Raw genomic sequence first — 19806 nt, 5'->3', positions numbered from 1 at the left:
GGCAAAAACCAGTTTCGCATCAAGGAACAGACCAGGAAATGAGGCAAAGACGCCTAGAATAAGCTTGGCATATGAACGGTTATTCCGTACACTGAAAGAAGATGATTATCCGATCCGTGCGCCACCGGGGCCTCAGACGCCTCATAGAGGACGATCAAACCAGGGGACTGCGGCCCGACCTGGTGAACCGGGTTCGCAATATCCTGACGGCCCTAATTGTGGCTGAGGATATGAAGATGCTCCGGGAAGGAGCGCCACCGGGCTGGCGTGTGCACCAGCTCTCAGGCGACCGCAAAGGCACCTGGAGCATCTCGACCTCGGGCAACTGGCGGATCACATTTGAAGAGGAGAATGGGTATTTGGATTTCTTGGATTTGGAGGACTATCACTAATGGCACGAAAAGGCATGAAAATAGGCATGACACCTTCCCATCCGGGAGGCTTCATCAAGACGGAAATCCTCGACGAGCTAGGGTTAAGCGTCACCAAGGCCGCTGAAATTTTGGGCGTGCGCCGTGCGACGTTCTCGGATCTTGTGCATGAAAAAGCGGCGCTCTGCCCTGAAATGGCGTTGCGATTGGAAAAAGCGTTTCATCTGAATATGGAGATGTTGCTTCAGATGCAGGCCTGGTATGACGGCACGGAGATGCGCAAACAGGCGAAGAAGATCAAGATTTTGCCGTATGTATCGGCGTGAGAATCAGGCAGGATGAAGCTAGGACACTAGTGCGGCGGCGGTTTCTCGAAAACTGTTGAGTCCCGCTTCGAGGTTTTCGATGATCTCTTGAACCAGCCCATCCGGTTCCGGCAGGTTATCCATGTCCGTAAGGCTCTTATCCTTCACCCAGAATATATCGAGGTTGGTTTTATCTCACGCCATCAGCTCGGCATAGGTGTATTTGCACCAACGATCCTCGAGATTTGTTTTTGGTCCCAAAACCGCATCGTCTTCTTTTTCAATGTTGGTGCGCCCGGCAGGAGAAAGTTCGAACCCGCCGACGCCCATAGATACCGAAAATCTCTTCAAAACGCTAGCAGAATGGAATGCCTGTCTTAATGCCCTTGCTCCTCCTCTCCAAGCCTACTCGCCATGAGCGATTTACTGGACTCACAGGCTGCTCCGCCGCTGTCCGGGGTGTTCCAAGGGGCTGCAAACCAAGCCAATCACATGCCAAATCTGACAAGGGAACCCCGCCGCCATTCTCCCTGCGCCTGACCTTCGAGGAACGGGCTCGGCTGGAACGAGAAGCCGGAGACATGCCCCTTGGGACCTATATCCGGTTCAAGCTATCCGACAAACCGGCCTCCGACCGTCCTACAAGGAAAGCCACACGCCCGGCCAAGGATCATCAGGTCCCTGCGAGCGTTCTGGGCGGAACACCTCCTAAAGCGCCTCAGGAAGCATTTACCCCCCGTCAAAAGCAGCGCGATATCGATTATACACCTGAGCGTTAGCACCCTTTCTTATTTATGCGCCGGTCTTTTTTGAAACCTGTGGTCCCGTTGGCACTAATCCGGCGTTATCCATTTCGCCGCATTTCACCAGCAGATCGTCAAGAATCTCATAATCTCTTTTGTCTCTTTGCGGAATCTTGTTGCTCACGGCATGGAGCAGGCCCGTGTAATTTACCCAGCTGTGGAAATTCATGGGAATGACAACAGGACTTTCTCCTGAATTTTGATAAGGCGTCATTTTTTGCAGTATCTGGTTAATGTCATCCAGGCTGATCATCTGGGCGGCGGGATCCCAGGCATTCGGGTCGTCAAAATGATCGCGCATGTAAGTGAATGTTCTCAGCACGATGCCGAGCGTGTTCTGGTCGAGTTCGACATTAATTTCTTTCACTGGACCCATCACATCGTTCTGTTGTTTTACAAGTTACCCACGATAAGCATCCGTCACTAAATGTGCATGGCGCCTTGCTGCCGGGGACCGGGAATAATGCGCTAAATACACATAATCAATCAATGCGTTGCCAGCTATCGCGGGCGAATGACACTATTGAACAGCGTCTCATCTCACAACGTTTCCCAACTTTCATTTCCTCCTTAATTCATTGATCGACCCTCAGCCCATCCGCGCCTTTCGCCTGTGATGATCTGTGTCCGGGTCCAGAAAGGCTCCGGTGATCTGGGCCTCCAACAAACGGAGGTACCAGTGAAACTCATCACACGTTTTGAACCGGCATCGCGCAGCACAAGTGAGCTGTACGCGCTTCACCGCGACACCCTCAACGCCTTCTGTCGTTGCAGACCGCACAGCGCCGATCAGCCCACGTGCCTTGCCTCTCTCGCCAATCTCGAAGCCGAGATTAGTTCGCGGACGCCTAGATGCAGAGGTGAGAGGCGCAGCCGCCCTTCGGCGCCTGCGCCATCTGGCGTTCATCTTAGTCCCGTATTGCCTCGGTTTCATCTTCAAATGCTGCACGCGCGGTTTCAACGGCGTAAGTCAACCAACTGGATTCCGCATCTACACTTGGCTGATATAAATCATTATCCAGGTCGTACTCGCCGAACTCGGCCAATTCCTCCTTATCTCCGTGCTCAGGGTTAGTAATCGGTTCTCCCCATAGCGGGATGGTGGCAATGGCCTTAAGGGGATTCAGTAATTTCTCATCGGTCGTCACGTCTCGCTGCCTTTCTGTTGCTTCGTCCCCGGTTAATTGGAAAGCGGGGTACGCATGCACCCCGATGGGTGCCTAAAAACCAAGCGGGGGGAAATCCGTCACAGGCCGGAAATCATTCGGGAGTGGTGCGGCCGCAGCCGCGTTTTCAGCGGCGAGGCACGGTCCCGCGATTTCCGCCCGAAGGGTTGCCTTGACGGATGGGCCGAAGGGGCCAGGACAAAAAGACCGATGAGCCGTGTGCTGCTCATTCACTGCTTGCGCCAGGGATCGTTACCGGGAGGCCAAGACCCTGAGAGGGGCTTGGCGGAGCGAAGCGGAGTAGACCTCGGCGCGGCAGAACGCCGCGGGCGCCCACATGCTGCCCCACCTTTCGGACAATCTGGGGAATTTGCTATGCTGGATTGGCAGAAATCCTTCAGGGCGAGTTTGAATCGGATCGCGGCTCAGTCATCGAGATCACGAACACGTTGCTGCCTGCCCCATGTGGATTTATCGATGCGATTCCGTGGAATGAACGGCGACAATGTCGTCGTGGAAATGCCGGGCGATGAACGTCATGATCTCGCTGCGATCGTTTTCGGTGCAGCCAGACATGTCGACCACCTTGATACGTATGCCAACGGGGTAACGCCTGAAATTGCTGAAAAAGTCGGCGAAGCTTTGATTGGCAGCCAAGAACAGATTTTTGAAATTCCATGGAATTACCTCAGCATTCTATTCAGGATCACGATTGCCATTAGTTCGCGCGCTCTTGATACACAAAAAATAGCCGGCCTTTCATTGGAGAGATACAAAACTTTGGAACGAGGCGTCGAACAAATTTATGATGAAGCTTTCCCGCCGGAGGCCCAAAAATAAAACAGCGGAGGAACAAAATTGTCATGACGCGATGTTTTGTCACAACCTCCTATACGGAAAGCTGTTAAGTCCTAGCTGGCCCGCAAGACTGTCATCAATGCCTGAATCGTCAACGGCGCATTACCTTCCGACCGGTTATTCACGATCACATAGGAACGCCGCTTGTCTTCCATCGCCTTCCTGACCAGATCAACGGTGTCCTTCCGCATTTCGGGAAGTTCTCCGACAATTTTGGTGTAGGGCTCGGCCCGCTTCTTGGCCGCTTCATATGACATTTTTAATGGGGTGAGCAGGCGCAGAACCGTAAAGGGTGCGGTGAAGGACTCCATGCGCTGATGTTGTTCACTCAAGGACGGCATGTAGGACCAGTGATTATAGACGTGGGCCACCCCATGGCGCTCCAATACCTGCCGATACTCAACGCCCACGAGACCGGCGTTCCGAATTTCGACCGCGTACATGAAGTCTTTCGGCAGTTGACTGAAGAATTTATCGAGACGCGAACAGAACTCCTCGCTCGACATACCGTGACGTTGGAACTCTAACAGAAAGGGGCCCGCGTGCGGTTCAAACTTTGCCTCGCGATAGGGTGTGAGCACGAGATCATTAAATAGCTTCGCATCAAGAAATCGAGGATTCGGTTGTCCGGCCTTCACGCCATAGCGGGCCTGCCGCGCAAATTGCTGGATAGTAAGTTCTTCCCAGACCTTGAAGCACATCTCGAAGTCTTCCGGGATCTGATTCAAATAGTGCCGAAGCTGATTCGGGGTCGGTGGCCGATAGAAGGTGGAGTCATTCCCGACCGTGCGAAAGCAAGGTTCACCGTTGTGGAGGTACTGGCAGTATTCGCCTAAACATTCTCGCGCAAAGGTCGTCTTGGCATACTTCTTCAGGTAAACCTGGCCTTGCCAGCCTTCATACGTCCAGGTGGACGTCCCGAACCGAATGAGCGGTGAGAGCGGCATGGAGTGGGAGTGTACTGGCTACACGCTTAACTCCTCAAGAGGCTCACTCGGTGCCGGGATTCCACCGGTGGTGAGGAGTTGTAGTGTTTTCACGGTGACCGTGACGGTCGCAAAATGCTCTTCGACCGAGCCCGTCACCACATAGGCTTGGTTTGTCGCTAGGAGATGACAGTAGCGCTGATAGGTAGTTGGAAACACGGTGGCATCATACATCGCGTTTTGATCCTCTAAGGTCATGAACTCCATCGGCTCACCTTTCTTGGTAGAGACGATCTTCTCCGTCAGGAGCCAACCGATTAGAGTGACTTCCTTTCCCACATACTGATCTAAGTCCTTGGCGAACATGTGAGGAGTCGCAGCCAATGCCTCCGTGAACAGATCGAGCGGATGGCATTGGAGTGGAAAGCCGAAGAGGGCGAGCTCATGCTGTAGATTCTTCTGGGCTGAATATTCCGTGGGAATCGGGATGGAGCTCGGTGGTTTCGTCGCCTGCGCGGCAAACACGCGCCAGAGGAGGGCCGGTCTGGTGAGTTCACCGGCAATCGAATCAAAGCATCCGGCTTTGATCAACAATTTGGCTTGGGGATAGTCCAGCTTCACGCGACTCAAGAAATCTGACAGCGATCGGTACGAACCATCCGCTTCTCGTTCCCCAATGATCTGCTTGGCGAGGTCTTCCTGAAGATCTTTGATCTGCATGAACCCGACACGAACCGTCTTGCCAGATCCCGTGTAGGCCCAGGTACTGGCGTTGATGTCAGGCGGAAGGATGGTCAGTCCCATGCGTCTCCCTTCAGACAGATAGGCGAAGGCCGAATAGTACCCGCCTTGATTACTCACGACTGCGGCGATGAACTCTGCTGGATAGTGCGCTCGGAGATAGGCGGACTTGAAGCTCACTTGCGCATAGCTCGCACTATGCGGCTTACAGAAGCTATAGCCCGCAAAGCTCATGATCATGACCCAGATCGCATCGATCACGCGACCTTCCACACCACGAGCTGTGGCTCCCTGATAGAACTGGCGTTGATAGTCTCGCAGTTGCCGTGCCTTGTGCTTCTTGCTCAACACCTTCCGCAGCTGATCGCCGTCTTCAACCGAGAATCCACCCAAGGTGACCGCCACCTTCATCACATCTTCCTGATACACCATGATGCCGTGCGTCTCAGCGAGGACCTCATCGAGCAGCGGATGAAGCGACTGATAGCGCTGGCCATGGGCTCGACGCACGAATTCATCGGCGAACACATTCGCAGCGGGACGGATGATCGACGACACGACCACGAGATACTCAAAGACATCGGCCATGGCACGTCGCGCCGGCGGCATCCCAACCCAGAGCTTCTTGAGCAAGAGCCGCGTCGCGGGAGACTCGACATAGAAACAGCCCATGGTGTCTCCTCGTCGAATCAACTCGTTCGTGGCTGGATCACTGAGCGGGTCCCAGGTTGCATAATCAATGACACGTCCGGTATTACGCGCGGCGGCTGCGATGGCGTCACGGATGACGGCGAGCGAGCGATTGCCTAAGAGGTCGATCTTGACCAGCCCAGCCTCTTCTGTCTGATCCTTCTCCCATTGAATCACCGGTAAGTTGGAGGCGGAGATCTCGACCGGCACATAGCGTCGGATCTCATCTGGAACCAACACAACCCCGCCAGGATGGAGACCAAGATTTCTGAAGTGGCCGTCCAATTTCGTGGACCAATAGAGAATCTCCGGCCAAGGGTTTCTGAGGTTCAAGGCCTGGCAGACGTCCCGCGCCCAGTCTTGCACCGTCATGCCGGGTTGCACCTCGACGAAGTCGGCTCGTCGCTGGAGAAAGTTCAGCGCCTTGCCGATCTCTCCGGCAGGCAGGCCATAGACCTTGGCGATCTCCCGCAAGGCGGCACGAGAGGCAAGCGTGTTCTGATTGGCGACCATGGCTGTGTGTTGGTGTCCATAGTGCGTGAACACCCAGTCGAGAATCTTCGGTCGCTCATCCCACGGGAAATCAATGTCGATGTCCGGCGGATCGTGGCGACCGGGATTGAGAAACCGTTCAAAGAAGAGATGGTGCTTGATCGGATCCACATGGGTGATGCCGAGACAGTAGGAGACGATTGACGCCGCGGCTGACCCTCGACCACAGGTCCGTGGCGCTTGCCGCACGATCTCATCCACCACGAGAAAGTAATCGGCATAGCCCTTCTCCCGGATCACCGCGAGTTCCTTTTCGATCCGTTGGCGGACCACGGGAGACAAGGCACCATAGCGCCAGATGGCGCCTTCGTAGGCTTTGTGGTGCAGGGTTTCAAAGGCGGCGTCTGAGGAGAGCTGACGGAAAGAGGGAAAGATGGTTTGTTTGAAGTCCCACTCCGTGTAGCACGATTCGGCAATCTGCCGCTGGTTGGTGATGGCCTCTGGAATATGAGGCAGATGGCGCGCGAGCACCGGTTCCGGCATGAGCCAGTGAGAGGGGAGTGCACAGTGATTGGCCTTGAGTCGCGAGAGGGTGGTGTTCTCGGCGATCGCGCGTAGCAGCCGATGGGCCTGATAGTCCGTGGGATGCAGGAACGCGGCGCGGGTTGTGGCCACCGGCGGGAGTCTGAGCCGATGGCTCAATGCGACCGAGTCTGATAAGGCTGGACCAGGCGTAAGCTCGACGTAGAGATCCTCTTCCGACTCCGCCTGCCACACCGGCAGGGCAATTGGATCATCAGACAGGATCATTAGTCCCGCTCGATGCTGCGCTACGGTTTCGATGAAATCAAAGGACGCATCACAGTGGCGGGCGGACAGAATTCGGCAGAGATTGGCGTACCCATTGGAGGTCTTCGCAAGCAGCACGGCCCGGTGCCGACCGCAAACCAGCTCGGCTCCCAAGATCGGCTTCAGTCCATGCTCACGTGCGACCTCTAGAAAGCGAATTGCTCCATAGAGTCCATTGGTATCAGTGAGCGCGAGATAGTCCTGTCCCTGTGATTGAGCGGCCTGACAGAGGGCCTCCACTGTCGGTATACCCCACATCGGCGAATAACATGAATGCGTATGCAGGTGGACAAAGGCCACTCAACTACTCCTGCCATACCAAATGACCTGCTCACCGAATCGGGCATGGAGCTGATCGAGCGCGACGGCGAGCTTCTTGGCCCGTTCTTGCAGACGCTGTTCCTCAACAGGCCGAGCATCGAACAGCAGGCCTTGCTCGGCAAAGCCGGTCAAGCCAGCCATACTGAGCGTCATCGCGCGAAGTCGAATTCGCCGACGCATACACTTCTGAAAGAGTGATCGCACCACGTGAGACAGATCACATTCCCAGCAGGTCTCAGGCGTGACGCGCTCGTGTTTGGTTACTTCGAGGTCATCGCTATAGCGGATGGTGAGGGATAGACGGCCACAGACACGACGCTGACTCCGCAGCGTCCGGCAGAGCCTTTGCAGGGCATCCAGCGACCGACCGGTCAGCACCGGATCATCGATTTCATCTGGATCGAGGAGGACCGTCTCTTCGAGCTGGGGCTGACTCGCCTGTGGCAATACCGGTACGAAATCGATTCCCTGCGCCCAGCGGGAGAGTTGCCTGGCATAATCCCCCAACGCCACTTCCAACGCGTCAACGGGACTCTCCGCCACGTCCCCGAGCCGGTCGAGGTTCAGATCATCGAGCCGCGTCAGGACCTGTCTCATGCATGGCCGCTGCATGCCTGGCAGGGTGCGTACAAAGAGCGGCGCCATGAATACCGGCTCAGAGCCAGGTCGGACATCATACAGTTCTGAAGGCTGAATCAACGTCGCCGCAGTCTGAGCCACCAGCTTGTTGCTCCCCACACCGGCGACCCCATCAAGTCGATATTGGGCGAGGACTTCATGCTGGACCTTCGCTGCAATGTCATAGGTAGGTCCGAAGAGGCGTCCGGTCCCGGTCAGATCCATCACGAAGGATCCAGCCTGAACCGTTTCCCAGACCGGAGCATAGCGGCTCACGATGTGAAGCAACGACGCCTCCGTGGTGCGAACGCGAGAGGGATTCGGAGCGAGAACATGCAGGGATGGGCAAACCCGTCGGGCTTGCTCGACGGACATGCCGATTGTAAGGCCTGCTTGTTCAGCTTCGGATGAGACTTCACGCAGAAGCGCACGCGAGGTATTTAATGGAGCGATCGCGAGTGGTCGCGTCGAGAGACTGCGATCATGCAGCCGCGCGAGGGCGACTTCGAAGGCAGGAATCCCAAAGCAGACAATCTGGCGCTCCATGGTGCCAGCAGCCGAGGCATCACTTTCGGAGATGACGGATGACGCCGACAGCAATCCCTTCGATCTGGAAGCTGTCCGATGGCTTGATGATGATCGGCTGCATGGCGTCATTGGCGGGATGTAGTTCCACCATACCGGCCTTGCGGTAATACGTCTTGATTGTCGCCTCGCCATTCACCAAGGCGATCACGGTCTGCCCATTGCGGGCAGTGGCTTGTTTCTGCACCACGACAATGTCACCCGGGAAGATGCCTTCATTCTGCATGGACGTGCCTTTGACCCGAAGGGCGAAGGTCTCTCCACGACCGACCATACTTTTCGGCACCTCGACGCGTTCCATCTGAGGAATCGGTTCAATGGGCGCCCCTGCCGCGACAACCCCAGCCAGCGGAATCTGGGAGGAGCTGAGTTGCATCAGAGCCAATTCCACGGTGGTGGGGATCGGCACGATCTTCTGCTCGTACCGATTGATAGTCTGCCGCGTCACTTTGAGGGTTTGCGCAAGGGTGTCTTGGGTCAACCCGAGGGAGGTCCGCACCTGTTTGAGTTCATGAGGCTGCATGTAACAAAATGTTACATGGCTTATGGAGCGCTGTCAACTGGCTTCCCCCTACTTTTTCGGTATGGTCATAAATTCTGAACCCTCGCATAAGTGCCACTCGCGAGAGGTGGTGTCCCAAGAGTACTCCAAGAATAGTGGGATTGAGAAGCACGTCTGTTGAATGGACGAGATCTAAGCAGGAGAACCCATGACACTCTTAACAATTTTTGAGGCAGCGAAGTTTTTGAGGCTTACAAAACGGACCCTCTATCAGCGTGTCGATATCCCTCGGGTTCGCTATGGGCATCGTGTCATGTTTGTCAAAGAGGATCTTGAAAGTTGGGTCAGAAGCTTATGTGAGGGCGGTGCGGTGAAAGACCTTGATGAGCAAGGAGTACTGCCGAAGCCCGTTGACGGCAGACCTGGCAAGGTCTACCATCGAAACCCTTTGTTTGTGTTACCTCGTCATAAAGGTCTGCGATGAATATTCAGCGCATCAATACTCCCAAGGGAACACGATCGATTCTGACCTATTGGTATCGTGGAAAACGGTATCGACCGGTCCTTGGGTATAACCTGACGCTCGATCGTGAACGAGAGACTGCGCTCGAAATCATGACTGCGATTCATGCGAATTCATTGGAGCCGGAAACAAAGAAAGCGCCAATCCCTCTTGCTGGGCAGCCTGCAACGATGACGTTTGCCGAGTTTGTCCCCCTCTACCTGCAATATCTCAAAGCCAAGCGGCCGAAGAACGATGGGCGGAATCACACCGTTCTCACGCACCATCTCATTCCGCATTTTGGCGACAAGAAGCTCTCAGATATCCGCCTTGAAGATGGATTGGCGTATCTGGATAAGCGTCGCTCTGTCTTGATTGGTCCAGAGGATAAGAAACGACATGTGGCTCCAGGGACGATTGAGCGAGAGTGCGCGGCCCTGATGGCCGTGCTGAATTTAGCCGTTGATATGGACCATCTGGATAAGAATCGGCTCAAACGGTTGCCGGTGCCTGAGTATGTGAAGCGCGAGCGGATCGTCGAAGGCTGGGAGCTGCTCAAAATCCGTGAGGCCGCCTCACCGAACGTCTGGCGGCTGGCGATGGCCGCGCTGCAGATCGGTCTTCGGGAGAACAAGTTGATTGAGATCCATGAAGAGTGGCTGATGCAGCGGGGAGACGGCTGGTGGGTGGTTCCCTCCCCCGGCCAGACGAAAATCAAAGGGGTGCCCAAAATGGTTCCCCTGAATGGTCTGGCGTACGAGGCGTTGTTCGGAAAGACTCCACGAATCGGTGGACGCTTCTTCCATCACTGGAAAGACGGGAATTCTTTCAAGCATACCTGGATGCGAACCTGCGAGCGGGCAGGGGTGCACGACCTGCACTTCCACGATCTTCGTCATACCTTCACAACCTGGCTCACACAATGTGGCGTGGATTACGCTGTGATCCAGACGTTAAAAGGTGAGCCGCTCCCTGGTTCGGCGAAGTACTACATTCACAATTGGAATGCGCGATTGCGGGATGCCGTGACCAGGCTGGAAACGTTTACGAAGGCGGTTCTAAATGGGGAAAATGACGTTCAGGTGCCAGTTACTGCCACTTGGGTGCCAGTTGTTCAAAACGTGAATCCTCTAACTATGCGAAATGTGGTGCCGAGGGACAGAATCGAACTGTCGACACCAGCCTTTTCAGGGCTGTGCTCTGCCAACTGAGCTACCTCGGCACGGAAGAGATTGACCTTTCGGCGTCGGATTGTTCCGATACTCGTGGGATCAGTCAAGGTCCGCGCATTTTACCAAGGTCGCACATCCGACTTCCACATCTTTTGCGCGCACACGAGTTTCTTCTGGGTGGACAACTTGGTATGAGCTTCCGTCAGGTTTGGCAAACAGGACGATGAGACCCAAAGGCGGTTAGACCGGAGTGGATTGGCAATGATGCGCGTGGATCAGGAGCTTCTGTCGATTGGGCACGCCGACCTTGTCAAAAATGCTGGTCATGTGGTGCCGGACCGTACTGTCACTAATCGATAAATTGTAGGCGATGTCTTTGTTCGAGAGTCCCTGCCCCACCAATCGGATAATCTCGCGTTCTCGCTCGGTCAAGACCTCGGGCCAGGCAGATGGCGGTGGGACGGATTCCACATGCTTTGTGAAGGAGAGCCTGAGACCCATTTTCATCGTGCCCTTCCGTTCCACGGATGGCTGAGGCTTCGTGGTGGCATACAGCGCTTCAATCACAGCGAGCACGACTCCAGGTGGTTGAACCTTGAGGATAATGCCATCGACGCCGGAAGCAAACGCTGCCCGCGTGCGTTCTTGGTCCTCCATGCCGCACAACAACACGATCTTGCTGGTCGGGGTGGACTCCCGTATCCGGTTGATGATGTCGAGGACGTTGCGCTCGGTCTCCAGGTCCAGGATGAACACGTCTGGTCTGTTCTCGGTGTGGAACTGATCAAGTTTCTGGTGTGGGTGCACAGTCATCGGGATAGTGGCGCTGCTTTCGAGAATTTTCTGTAAGCCCAACCACACGAGGCACTGACTACTAAGAATTGCGATTGTGAGCGTGGGCGTATCGGTGTCGGACATGCTGGCTCCTGGTTCAAGATAGAAGATGGATGCTATTGAAATTGTCCCGTATAGAGGTGTGGTTGTTCGTGGCCATGTGGAAGGATTCCGAGTTCTAGACTGCCCGCTTTTCGATAATCCCCCTTCGCACCTGGCTCGCGAACAGAAGGATATCTCGCGTATTGACTGGTCAGGATGAAACCCCCTATTAGTAGGGGGTGCGAACTGGAACTCATCTCTTGTTTCTAATTTATTGAAAAGATTATCTTATTCTGATTTTCTTGCCGCTTGTACGACTCTCACGTGATGCATCTGTAAGGAAGGCTTATTAATAGGTGCGATTACAGCAACACAAAGTAACACCTGCTGCAGTTACCACACGGGATGGTCAATCGTTCAGACAAAAGTGCTGGTGACGACTACACGAAAACTCGACATTTATCTTATGGTCTAAGGCCGATGTTCTCTGGTACTAGTAGAGCCAATTGTTCCTGCTCCTCGCGGCTGAACAGCCGCATTTTTATGAAAAGAGACTGGGGCTCACGGGGCGAAGCTATGACTACAGTTTGTGAAGAAGAGTACGCTGCACGGTACACACAGGTAAGGATACCGGAGGTAGAACAAGTAATAGCATCGAAGACCGATCGCCAATGGTATGCCGTTCAGACCTATTCTCGCCACGAGAAACAGGTGCGGGACCGGCTGTTGGCGGTGGGCATCGAACCCTTGCTTCCATTGGGCAAGGAATACCGTCAATGGTCCGATCGCAAAGTGTGGACGACGCTTCCGCTATTCAGCGGATATTGCTTTGCCAACTTTGCGTTAACCACTAGTCTTGCCGTTCTCCAGACACCGGGTGTCGTTCGCATTGTCGGAGCCTTGAAACCCGAACCCATTTCAGCGGAAGAAATCGCCGTTCTGCAGCAAGTGTCGTCGATCAACCGTATGATGGAACCCTGCGATTACCTGATCGAAGGTACATGGGTAGAAGTGATACGAGGTCCTCTTGTCGGTCTCCGTGGCCAACTCGTACGACGAGCCAGTCACCATGGATTGGTGATCCGCGCCTCCCTCCTGCAGCGAGCTGCGCTCATCCACATAGGAACCGACGAGATTGTGCCTCTGCAGTGAACCTCCCCTCTTCCCCTTCACCCATTCCACAGATCTGGGATGGCGACAGGGGAAATGGCAGTCATGTCCAAACTCCGCTTTACAGACGATCAAATACAACGCATGATGTCGGAACTGGATGCCGGCCAGGGGGTGGGAGAGGTCTCACGGCGGTATGGGATTTCTAGAAGCACCCTCTACCGGTGGCGTGCGAAGTTTGGGCACGAACAGCAACCGGACGATAAGGATCGGCTACGTTCCCTACAAGATGAACATCGACGGCTGAAAAGACAATTTGCCGAGCTCACACTTGACTACGCGACGCTCCGGGCAGCTTTGATCAGGGATGTGAGGGGAGACTGTTAGAGAGAATCGACGACGGCTGTCATCTGGAGTAGCTATAGGGTGCGCACTTTATTCAACTGGATTCTCGTCGCCACCGCAGTATGTGGAGTGGTGGGATGCACCGAAAAGAGGGTGGATTACAAAGTCCATTTGCCGGAGCCGTCAGAGTTTTTCCTCGGGCCGGAGGATGTGCTGAAAGTGACGGTGTGGAAGAGCCCAGACCTATCGGGTGAGGTGACGATTCGTCCGGACGGCACGATCACCATGCCGCTTATCGGGGATGTGCCGGCAGCTGGTCTTACTGCCAATGTGTTGGCGAAGCGCATCGGGGAGCGGCTTACGGAATACGTATCGTCGCCAATCGTTACGGTTCAAGTAAAGGAGGTCAACAGCTATTTCATCTACGTGTTGGGGGAAGTCGTAAAGCCTGGGAAGTATCCGCTCAAGTCCTATGCCAACGTGATGCAGGGCATTGCACTGGCTGGCGGCTTCGCACCTTTTGCGAGCAAGAACAAGATCAAGGTGTTGCGCAACGTGAGTACTGGTTCCGAAGGCCATGAAGAGAGACGCCAGATCGAAATTCCGGTGCGCTATGATGATGTTCTAAAGGGCACCGCCGTGCCGGGAAATTTTGTTCTACTGAGCGGCGATGTCATCGTGGTGCCGTAGTTGAGTCGGAGATGGTTGCTTGCTCAGATGGCAAGCATCGTTCTTGGGATGGGTTTGGGGTTGTATTCGCTAAGCCACGCGCAGATGGGTGGAGTGGGCGGAGGAATGGGTGGTGGGGTGGGCGGAGGAATGCCGACTATTCCAGGAACAGAATTTGGTGGGGCGACCGACCCCAGTTCGATTCGGGTAGTAGAGGGGTTTCACGTTATTCCATCGGTCGGAGTTTCCGAGCGGTATGATAGCAATGTGTATTTTGCTCCAAAGAGCCTGCTACAGGGATTAACCCCAGAAGATTTTGTCACGACAGTCATGCCACAAGTCAGAGGGTTGTATACCGATCACAAGAACCTGGTGAAGGTGAATGCGGCAGTGGGAGCAGTCGGCAGTTATTACGCGAACAATACCGCACTCAGTTATGTAGGCGCGAATGCCGGTGTAGTTCTGGACATGAGCGATCTGTTGAGCCAATGGAGGCCGGGTGCGAGGTGGACGGTGTCCGATACGTTTTTTTACAGTCCTCAACCCCCCGCGTTTCTTGCAGGAGGCCAATCAGGGCAACAGGCAAATCCGTTGGTGGCAGGGTTCCAAGCATATCGTACCAATACAACCTCCAATAGCGTCAATACAGTATTTGAGCTTCCGCTCAACAGGACTCTCAATTTGAGCGGGAGCTATAGGAACAGTTTTATCCACTACGGGGCATCGGACGTCCCGCAGGCCCCTGCATTGATTAGCCAACAGACTCAGAGCTATACCGCTGGTCTCGTAACGCAGGTCTCTCTTTATGACTCCATGAGAGCAGACTTCATTGGTAACGAATATGACCAGGGCGAATTGGGGGCATTTACCACCATGGGCCCTACCCTTGGCTGGACTCACAGGTTTTCGCCTGCGATCAGCATCAACGTTGTTGGTGGCGCACAGTTGTTATCAGGACAATTGAATGGGGTGCCCTTGTCCTCAAAGATTGCACCATTTGGCAGTCTTGCCGTCTTCTGGAATAATCCTGCAACGTCGATTGCTCTTGCATACCATAGCGGTATTACTCCGTCGTTTCAGTTCGAAGGGGCGGCTATGCTCAATCACACGGTGGCGTTCAACATGACTCAGAATACCCCAATCCGTGACTTGGCGGCTCTACTTAGAGCGAACTATAGCATCGCCAATGAGTACGGGTCGAATTCAGGAGGTGGCCTCTCCTGGACCACCGTGGGGGGATCGGCGGGTTTGCTCTATCGAGCCACTCAGAAGACCTTTCTCACGCTGACGTATGACTACCAAAACGTTGATAACGTGTTCGCGGGAACGCATTTTGCCTTCGATAGAAACGTGGTCCAGCTGAGTCTGACTCAGGCTTTCTACTGAAGAACGGTAAGGCCGCCCGCATGCAATCGCTTACTCAAGAAGAGCTGATTGGGATCTTGCTGAAGAGAAAGTGGTGGATCTTTGTCAGTGTCGTCGTGTCCGTGCTTCTGTCCTACGGAGCTTGGATGATCTTTCCTAAAACATATAAATCCACTGCCATCGTGACGATCGATAGTCCGAAAGTAGCAAAGGATTACGTGAAAGGTCTGGGTGGGTCGGAGGGAAGAGGGTTCGAAGATCCGGAGGCCGTGGCCATACAACAGATGCTGCTCAGCCTTACGAATCAATCCGTGTTGATGCCCATCATCGAAAATATAAAGCCGTATCCGGACAGCGAACATGAAACAGCGGAGTCCTTGATGAAGCTCCTTCGCAGGGGCATTACCGTTGCCAGGCCAAGAGACGGCATCGGCATTGGGATTTCTTATCGGCACTCAGACCCCGATATGGCCCAAGCAGTCGTAGCCTTCCTCGTCGTCAAGCTGCAGGAGGACAACGCGAAGCGTCGAGAAGGACTGATAGAGACCACCACCGAGTTTTTGTCTGCTGAGCTGAATCGGATCAAGGGGGAACTTGAGACCAAGGAACAGGCGATTTCGGATTTCAAGAAGGCGCATATCGGGGAATTGCCGGATCAGATGGAGGCTAACCTCCGCACGCTCGATCGACTGCATGGCGATTTTACGACTTCCAGTGAATCCCTAAATAAGGCGGGTGAACGGCTTACAGCCTTGGAGAAAGCGATTGGAGAGTTTTCTGATCTCGGGTTAACCGACGTGGTTGAGAGGAACGGGCGGCCTCGCGACCCTCGGGCTGCCCGATTAGAGGAATTGAAGCAAAAGCTGAATGAACTCTTGGGAATATACAAGGAGAACTATCCGGACGTGATGCACCTCCGAGAAGAAATTCGCCGGGTGGAGTCAGGATCACCAGAATTGGTTGATGGCGATCAATCGAGTGTGAATGAGACGGCAGACGGACGGGTTGAGAACGGTGGAAGGGCTGCCCGCAAGAGGGTTGATCCCTTCCTGAGAGAGCTGATGAAGGAGCGCAATGAAGTAAAGGGCGAGATCGACTTCAGCAAGGCCAAGCAGGCCAACATAGTTCGGCAGATCAAGGAGCTCGAAGCGCATGTCCAACGGATTCCCGCGACAGAACAGCGTCTCGCGATCCTAGTCCGTGACTATGAAAACCTCCAAAAAGGGTATCAATCTCTTCTTGATAAGCGGACAAATGCCAGAATTGTTGAGAATTATGAGAGTCGCCAATTCGGCGAACGGTATCGAATCATCGAGCCGGCAAATTTACCCTATGGCGAAGAACCACCGACGCTCGTCCATTTTCTGCTGGGAGGACTTGTGCTGGGCTGTGCCATTGGTTTGGGCGGCGCCATTGGGGTGGAGCTTTTGAAACCCGGGTTCCGACGTCCGGAGGAAGTCGAAAGCTATCTTGGCCTTCTCGTTCTCGCATCGATCCCTCCTTTCAAGACAGGGATGACCCAAATGGGTTCGACACCGTCACGCGCGTTACTCACCGGACCAAGAAGCGCGGTCCGGGTTCCTGAACGTGCGCCAGCATATTATGAGCACGGAAAGAAGTGGAGGGGGGCCGACTCCGGCAAGAGAAGTGTGGCGCCCACGCATCTGTCCCAACACTTTCATCTAATAGCAAAATGGGAGCCGCATTCCATCATTGCTGAGCAATATCGAGTGGCCGCGACACGCCTGCTGTTGAAGACTGCAGAAAAGAAGAGTGTGGTCACCCTTGTGGCCAGCAGCATTATGGGAGAGGGCAAAACTACCACGGCAGTCAATCTTGCCTATGTTCTAGCCCATGACCTTAAGAAATCTACTCTCCTCATCGATTGTGATTTCAAACGCCCGATGGTGCATGAATATATGGACATTCTAGTCGAGCCCGGTCTCAGTGAGGCTATTCAAGGGGGAGACATTCTTGAGAATTGTATTCATCACTCCCCAGGCATCCCCCTCTCAATTCTGCCATGTGGCGATCCGAGAGTTAGGCCTACCAGTATTTCGGGGATTCAGTATGTGAAACAGGTCTTGCGGGAGCTAAGGACTCGGTACGACCATGTGATTTTGGATGGACCGCCTGTGTTGACTCTTGCGGACATCAATATTCTCAGCAGCGTGGCGGATCAGGTGATCTTCGTGATACGAGCCGGCTTGACGAGTCCGGAAATGGTACGCACGGCGGTGAGGCAGCTCAGCGTCGATCGCGACGTCATCGGTGTGGTCTTGACACAGGTGGAAGTGGAGTTTGCGCCCTATCTCATGCATGAAAAGTACTATGCCACTAAGAACAGTTGAAGCGATAAATAACGAGGCTGCCGTGGAGCAGGGGCTACAGCTGTGCCGTTTTACGGAGGACGTGTATCCGACGACGAACGGATTCGGTCAGAGGAGGCGGATGCTTATCTTGGGGGAAGGGAAGCTCGCCAGGGAACTCTATCGAGTCATACTTTCGGAGCACCTTGGCCTGATGGAGATTGTTGGGGCTTTTGTAGGGGAAAGTGAGCGGGTTCAAGGAAATCCGGCCATACCCGGCCTATTCGGCACCCATGAACAGTTAGCACAGGTGGTAGAAGAACAGAGAGTGAATACCATCGTTGTCTGTGTTGAAGATCGCCGCTCCGTACTGCCAGTTGGACAGCTCCTCAATTTGAAGGCGATGGGGATAGAAGTTCTTGACGGGCATCAATTGTTCGAAGAAGTTTCGGGCCGCCTCTCGGTCGATTCGCTTCGCCCGAGCGCCTTGATCTTTTCGACTGGCTTTAAGCTGAGCGTGACTTCCCGCGTGACGAAGCGACTTATTGACATACTGATTTCAACCGCCGGGTTGCTGGCGCTATTCCCGCTATTTTTGCTCGTTGCGTTTCTGATTAAAGTCGATTCGCCCGGACCGGTCATTTATCGTCAGATCCGTGTCGGGTTGCTCGGCCGACGCTTTCAGATCTTCAAGTTTCGATCCATGCGGCAAGACGCAGAAGAGTTGGGGCCTCAATGGGCTCAAACGGACGATCATCGGATCTCCCGCGTCGGGAAGTGGCTTCGAAAAACTCGCTTCGATGAGTTGCCACAGCTGATCAATGTGTTAAAAGGGGACATGAGTCTTGTCGGGCCGCGCCCGGAGCGACCGATGTTCGTGCAGGACTTGCGAAAAATCATTCCCTACTATGATTTGAGGCACACGGTCCGACCCGGTATTACCGGGTGGGCGCAGGTTAAATTTCGCTATGGCGCTTCTACGGAAGATGCCCATATGAAGTTGCAATATGATCTCTACTACGTCAAGTGGTTATCGTTGGGGCTCGATATGAAAATTCTAGCCCAGACGGTGCGAGTGGTGTTGGTCGGGGAAGGGGCGCTGTAATGCCTTCCAGCCGGCAAAATCAAGAGGCGAGCGTACGACATGTTCTCTCGTTTGACGTGGAAGAGCATTTTCAAGTGTCGGCCTTTTGGTCCGACGCCAGAAGGAGACAATGGGATCGATTAGAAAGTCGCGTGGAGCAGAATACGCTCCGGCTCGCGGAGCTTCTGGCGCAGGCTCAGACAAAGGCCACATTTTTTGTTCTGGGATGGGTGGCGGAACGACATCCGGGGTTGGTCAAAGCGTTAGCGAAGCAGGGGCATGAAATTGCCTCGCACGGTTACGGACATGAGTTGGTCACTAATCAGACGGACAGCGAGTTTCGGGACGACGTCAGGCGGTCAAAGCGTATTTTAGAAGGTTTGACGGGAGAGATGGTGTTCGGCTATCGGGCGCCGTCTTTTTCGATTACGGCTAGAACTCAGTGGGCACTGCCGATCTTGGTCGAGGAAGGGTATTTGTACGATTCGAGTATTTTCCCCGTCCGGCATGATCGCTATGGCATGCCAGACGCTAATCCATGGTGTCACATTCGGAAAACCGAGGCTGGCGATTTATGGGAGGTGCCACCGTCCACTCTGAAGGTTGGACCGCTTCGGGTTCCGGTTGCCGGGGGAGGGTATTTTCGATTATACCCATACAGGCTTTTGCGCCGCCTCTTGTGTCGCGTTGCAAGTCAAGGCCATCCGCTCATCATGTATCTGCACCCTTGGGAACTCGATCCTGAGCAGCCACGGATGGTAGGGTCTGTTGTTTCACGATTTCGTCATTACGTCAATTTACATAAGACTGAAGCCCGCTTGCGTCGATTGGTCACCGACTTCAAGTTTGTCCCAATACAACAAGCTGTGGAAGAAATCAGGGCGGTTTGTGCCATGAAAGACAATCCGGTCGGCGTGGTGAAGAATGCGGTGCGCCTCATCCAGCCGGCCAAAACACTGCGTGATGTTCCGCCGATCGATCAGTGTGAAGGTTTCGTTGATGAGGACATTGAGCAGAACGGCCTGAATCTCATCGCCCCACATTGATCGACCCTCCAACTCAAGAGCCAGGACGGTCGACCTTAGCGTCACTATCAGCGCCGCTGGCTGATTGAGCGGTTCTTTGCCTGGTTCTGGTAGAAGCGACG

21 protein-coding genes and 1 tRNA gene are annotated in these 19806 nt (G+C 54.3%); 12 read left to right on the top strand and 10 right to left on the bottom strand.

Annotated elements, in window-relative coordinates; translation table 11 throughout:
- Positions 1–101 precede the first annotated feature (101 nt).
- Together P0119_06330 and P0119_06325 are read left to right on the top strand one after the other, a co-directional pair.
- Positions 102–392: a type II toxin-antitoxin system RelE/ParE family toxin gene (locus P0119_06330; protein ID MDF0665678.1), complete on the top strand. Its 291-nt coding sequence runs from the start codon at positions 102–104 to the stop codon at positions 390–392.
- Positions 392–697: a HigA family addiction module antitoxin gene (locus tag P0119_06325; protein MDF0665677.1), complete on the top strand. Its 306-nt coding sequence runs from the start codon at positions 392–394 to the stop codon at positions 695–697. Before P0119_06330 ends, P0119_06325 begins: the two co-directional genes overlap by 1 nt.
- A 174-nt stretch (positions 698–871) precedes the next feature.
- On the opposite strand, the gene P0119_06320 is transcribed toward P0119_06325, so the two are convergent.
- Positions 872–1006: a hypothetical protein gene (locus tag P0119_06320; GenBank protein ID MDF0665676.1), complete on the bottom strand. Its 135-nt coding sequence runs from the start codon at positions 1004–1006 to the stop codon at positions 872–874.
- Between the two features lie 38 nt (positions 1007–1044).
- Between P0119_06320 and P0119_06315 the strand changes: the two genes are divergently transcribed.
- Complete coding sequence (locus tag P0119_06315) at positions 1045–1455, top strand: hypothetical protein (protein MDF0665675.1); 411 nt, start codon at positions 1045–1047, stop codon at positions 1453–1455.
- Between the two features lie 13 nt (positions 1456–1468).
- Here P0119_06315 and P0119_06310 read toward each other — a convergent pair whose 3' ends face one another.
- Together P0119_06310 and P0119_06305 are read right to left on the bottom strand one after the other, a co-directional pair.
- A complete protein-coding gene (locus tag P0119_06310) occupies positions 1469–1855 on the bottom strand; it encodes a hypothetical protein (protein ID MDF0665674.1) in 387 nt (128 codons plus the stop codon).
- Between the two features lie 532 nt (positions 1856–2387).
- Entirely contained in the window at positions 2388–2627 is a 240-nt protein-coding gene (locus P0119_06305; GenBank protein MDF0665673.1) for a hypothetical protein, read from the bottom strand.
- Between the two features lie 495 nt (positions 2628–3122).
- Here P0119_06305 and P0119_06300 point away from each other — a divergent pair, with 495 nt between their 5' ends.
- Positions 3123–3485 carry a hypothetical protein gene (locus P0119_06300; GenBank protein MDF0665672.1) on the top strand — a complete coding sequence of 121 codons (363 nt, stop codon included), beginning with the start codon at positions 3123–3125 and terminating at the stop codon, positions 3483–3485.
- A gap of 71 nt (positions 3486–3556) precedes the next feature.
- On the opposite strand, the gene P0119_06295 is transcribed toward P0119_06300, so the two are convergent.
- From P0119_06295 to lexA, 4 genes are read right to left on the bottom strand one after another with little or no spacing between them, the layout of a single operon-like run.
- Positions 3557–4450, bottom strand: coding sequence for a DUF72 domain-containing protein (locus P0119_06295; protein ID MDF0665671.1), 894 nt, complete (start codon positions 4448–4450; stop codon positions 3557–3559).
- 18 nt (positions 4451–4468) lie between these two features.
- Positions 4469–7501: a DNA polymerase III subunit alpha gene (locus P0119_06290; GenBank protein ID MDF0665670.1), complete on the bottom strand. Its 3033-nt coding sequence runs from the start codon at positions 7499–7501 to the stop codon at positions 4469–4471.
- Positions 7502–8686 (bottom strand): hypothetical protein, encoded by a 1185-nt coding sequence (locus P0119_06285; GenBank protein ID MDF0665669.1) that lies wholly within the window; start codon positions 8684–8686, stop codon positions 7502–7504.
- Positions 8687–8705: 19 nt separating this feature from the next.
- The gene (lexA, locus tag P0119_06280) at positions 8706–9248 is read right to left on the bottom strand and encodes a transcriptional repressor LexA (GenBank protein ID MDF0665668.1); all 543 of its coding nucleotides are present in this window, start codon (positions 9246–9248) and stop codon (positions 8706–8708) included.
- Between the two features lie 187 nt (positions 9249–9435).
- Here lexA and P0119_06275 point away from each other — a divergent pair, with 187 nt between their 5' ends.
- On the top strand, positions 9436–9711 hold the full coding sequence (locus P0119_06275) for a helix-turn-helix domain-containing protein (protein ID MDF0665667.1): 276 nt from the start codon (positions 9436–9438) through the stop codon (positions 9709–9711).
- Between the two features lie 593 nt (positions 9712–10304).
- Here the strand turns inward: P0119_06275 and P0119_06270 are convergent.
- From P0119_06270 to P0119_06260, 3 genes are all read right to left on the bottom strand, one after another.
- Entirely contained in the window at positions 10305–10628 is a 324-nt protein-coding gene (locus P0119_06270; protein MDF0665666.1) for a hypothetical protein, read from the bottom strand.
- A gap of 247 nt (positions 10629–10875) precedes the next feature.
- Positions 10876–10951 (bottom strand) — tRNA-Phe (locus P0119_06265).
- A 190-nt stretch (positions 10952–11141) separates the two neighbouring features.
- Positions 11142–11819 carry a response regulator transcription factor gene (locus P0119_06260; protein ID MDF0665665.1) on the bottom strand — a complete coding sequence of 226 codons (678 nt, stop codon included), beginning with the start codon at positions 11817–11819 and terminating at the stop codon, positions 11142–11144.
- Between the two features lie 534 nt (positions 11820–12353).
- On the opposite strand from P0119_06260, the gene P0119_06255 reads away from it, so the two are divergent.
- The 7 genes from P0119_06255 to P0119_06225 all read left to right on the top strand — a co-directional run bounded on the left by P0119_06255 (position 12354) and on the right by P0119_06225 (position 19705).
- A complete protein-coding gene (locus tag P0119_06255; GenBank protein ID MDF0665664.1) occupies positions 12354–12929 on the top strand; it encodes a transcription termination/antitermination NusG family protein in 576 nt (191 codons plus the stop codon).
- Positions 12930–12992: 63 nt separating this feature from the next.
- Complete coding sequence (locus tag P0119_06250; GenBank protein ID MDF0665663.1) at positions 12993–13274, top strand: transposase; 282 nt, start codon at positions 12993–12995, stop codon at positions 13272–13274.
- A gap of 39 nt (positions 13275–13313) precedes the next feature.
- The gene (locus P0119_06245; GenBank protein MDF0665662.1) at positions 13314–13922 is read left to right on the top strand and encodes a polysaccharide biosynthesis/export family protein; all 609 of its coding nucleotides are present in this window, start codon (positions 13314–13316) and stop codon (positions 13920–13922) included.
- A 27-nt stretch (positions 13923–13949) separates the two neighbouring features.
- A complete protein-coding gene (locus tag P0119_06240) occupies positions 13950–15287 on the top strand; it encodes a hypothetical protein (protein MDF0665661.1) in 1338 nt (445 codons plus the stop codon).
- 20 nt (positions 15288–15307) lie between these two features.
- On the top strand, positions 15308–17617 hold the full coding sequence (locus tag P0119_06235; GenBank protein ID MDF0665660.1) for an AAA family ATPase: 2310 nt from the start codon (positions 15308–15310) through the stop codon (positions 17615–17617).
- Positions 17598–18680 (top strand): TIGR03013 family PEP-CTERM/XrtA system glycosyltransferase, encoded by a 1083-nt coding sequence (locus tag P0119_06230; protein MDF0665659.1) that lies wholly within the window; start codon positions 17598–17600, stop codon positions 18678–18680. Before P0119_06235 ends, P0119_06230 begins: the two co-directional genes overlap by 20 nt.
- Positions 18680–19705 carry a DUF3473 domain-containing protein gene (locus tag P0119_06225; protein MDF0665658.1) on the top strand — a complete coding sequence of 342 codons (1026 nt, stop codon included), beginning with the start codon at positions 18680–18682 and terminating at the stop codon, positions 19703–19705. Before P0119_06230 ends, P0119_06225 begins: the two co-directional genes overlap by 1 nt.
- The last annotated feature ends 101 nt before the right edge of the window (positions 19706–19806 follow it).

The sequence above is a fragment of the Nitrospira sp. genome, from assembly GCA_029194665.1.
GTDB lineage: Bacteria > Nitrospirota > Nitrospiria > Nitrospirales > Nitrospiraceae > Nitrospira_D.
This window is presented reverse-complemented; position numbering and strand designations above follow the sequence as displayed.

What these genes read in the sequence shown, in the direction of transcription:
- P0119_06330 (MDF0665678.1), top strand. Translation starts at nt 102, where the DNA reads ATGATTATCCGATCCGTGCGCCACCGGGGCCTCAGACGCCTCATAGAG.
- P0119_06325 (MDF0665677.1), top strand. Translation starts at nt 392, where the DNA reads ATGGCACGAAAAGGCATGAAAATAGGCATGACACCTTCCCATCCGGGA.
- P0119_06320 (MDF0665676.1), bottom strand. Translation starts at nt 1,006, where the DNA reads ATGGGCGTCGGCGGGTTCGAACTTTCTCCTGCCGGGCGCACCAACATT.
- P0119_06315 (MDF0665675.1), top strand. Translation starts at nt 1,045, where the DNA reads ATGCCTGTCTTAATGCCCTTGCTCCTCCTCTCCAAGCCTACTCGCCAT.
- P0119_06310 (MDF0665674.1), bottom strand. Translation starts at nt 1,855, where the DNA reads ATGGGTCCAGTGAAAGAAATTAATGTCGAACTCGACCAGAACACGCTC.
- P0119_06300 (MDF0665672.1), top strand. Translation starts at nt 3,123, where the DNA reads ATGCGATTCCGTGGAATGAACGGCGACAATGTCGTCGTGGAAATGCCG.
- P0119_06295 (MDF0665671.1), bottom strand. Translation starts at nt 4,450, where the DNA reads ATGCCGCTCTCACCGCTCATTCGGTTCGGGACGTCCACCTGGACGTAT.
- P0119_06285 (MDF0665669.1), bottom strand. Translation starts at nt 8,686, where the DNA reads ATGGAGCGCCAGATTGTCTGCTTTGGGATTCCTGCCTTCGAAGTCGCC.
- lexA (MDF0665668.1), bottom strand. Translation starts at nt 9,248, where the DNA reads ATGCAGCCTCATGAACTCAAACAGGTGCGGACCTCCCTCGGGTTGACC.
- P0119_06275 (MDF0665667.1), top strand. Translation starts at nt 9,436, where the DNA reads ATGACACTCTTAACAATTTTTGAGGCAGCGAAGTTTTTGAGGCTTACA.
- P0119_06270 (MDF0665666.1), bottom strand. Translation starts at nt 10,628, where the DNA reads ATGACGAAGATCGTGGAAGTGCAGGTCGTGCACCCCTGCCCGCTCGCA.
- P0119_06260 (MDF0665665.1), bottom strand. Translation starts at nt 11,819, where the DNA reads ATGTCCGACACCGATACGCCCACGCTCACAATCGCAATTCTTAGTAGT.
- P0119_06255 (MDF0665664.1), top strand. Translation starts at nt 12,354, where the DNA reads ATGACTACAGTTTGTGAAGAAGAGTACGCTGCACGGTACACACAGGTA.
- P0119_06250 (MDF0665663.1), top strand. Translation starts at nt 12,993, where the DNA reads ATGTCCAAACTCCGCTTTACAGACGATCAAATACAACGCATGATGTCG.
- P0119_06240 (MDF0665661.1), top strand. Translation starts at nt 13,950, where the DNA reads ATGGCAAGCATCGTTCTTGGGATGGGTTTGGGGTTGTATTCGCTAAGC.
- P0119_06235 (MDF0665660.1), top strand. Translation starts at nt 15,308, where the DNA reads ATGCAATCGCTTACTCAAGAAGAGCTGATTGGGATCTTGCTGAAGAGA.
- P0119_06230 (MDF0665659.1), top strand. Translation starts at nt 17,598, where the DNA reads ATGCCACTAAGAACAGTTGAAGCGATAAATAACGAGGCTGCCGTGGAG.
- P0119_06225 (MDF0665658.1), top strand. Translation starts at nt 18,680, where the DNA reads ATGCCTTCCAGCCGGCAAAATCAAGAGGCGAGCGTACGACATGTTCTC.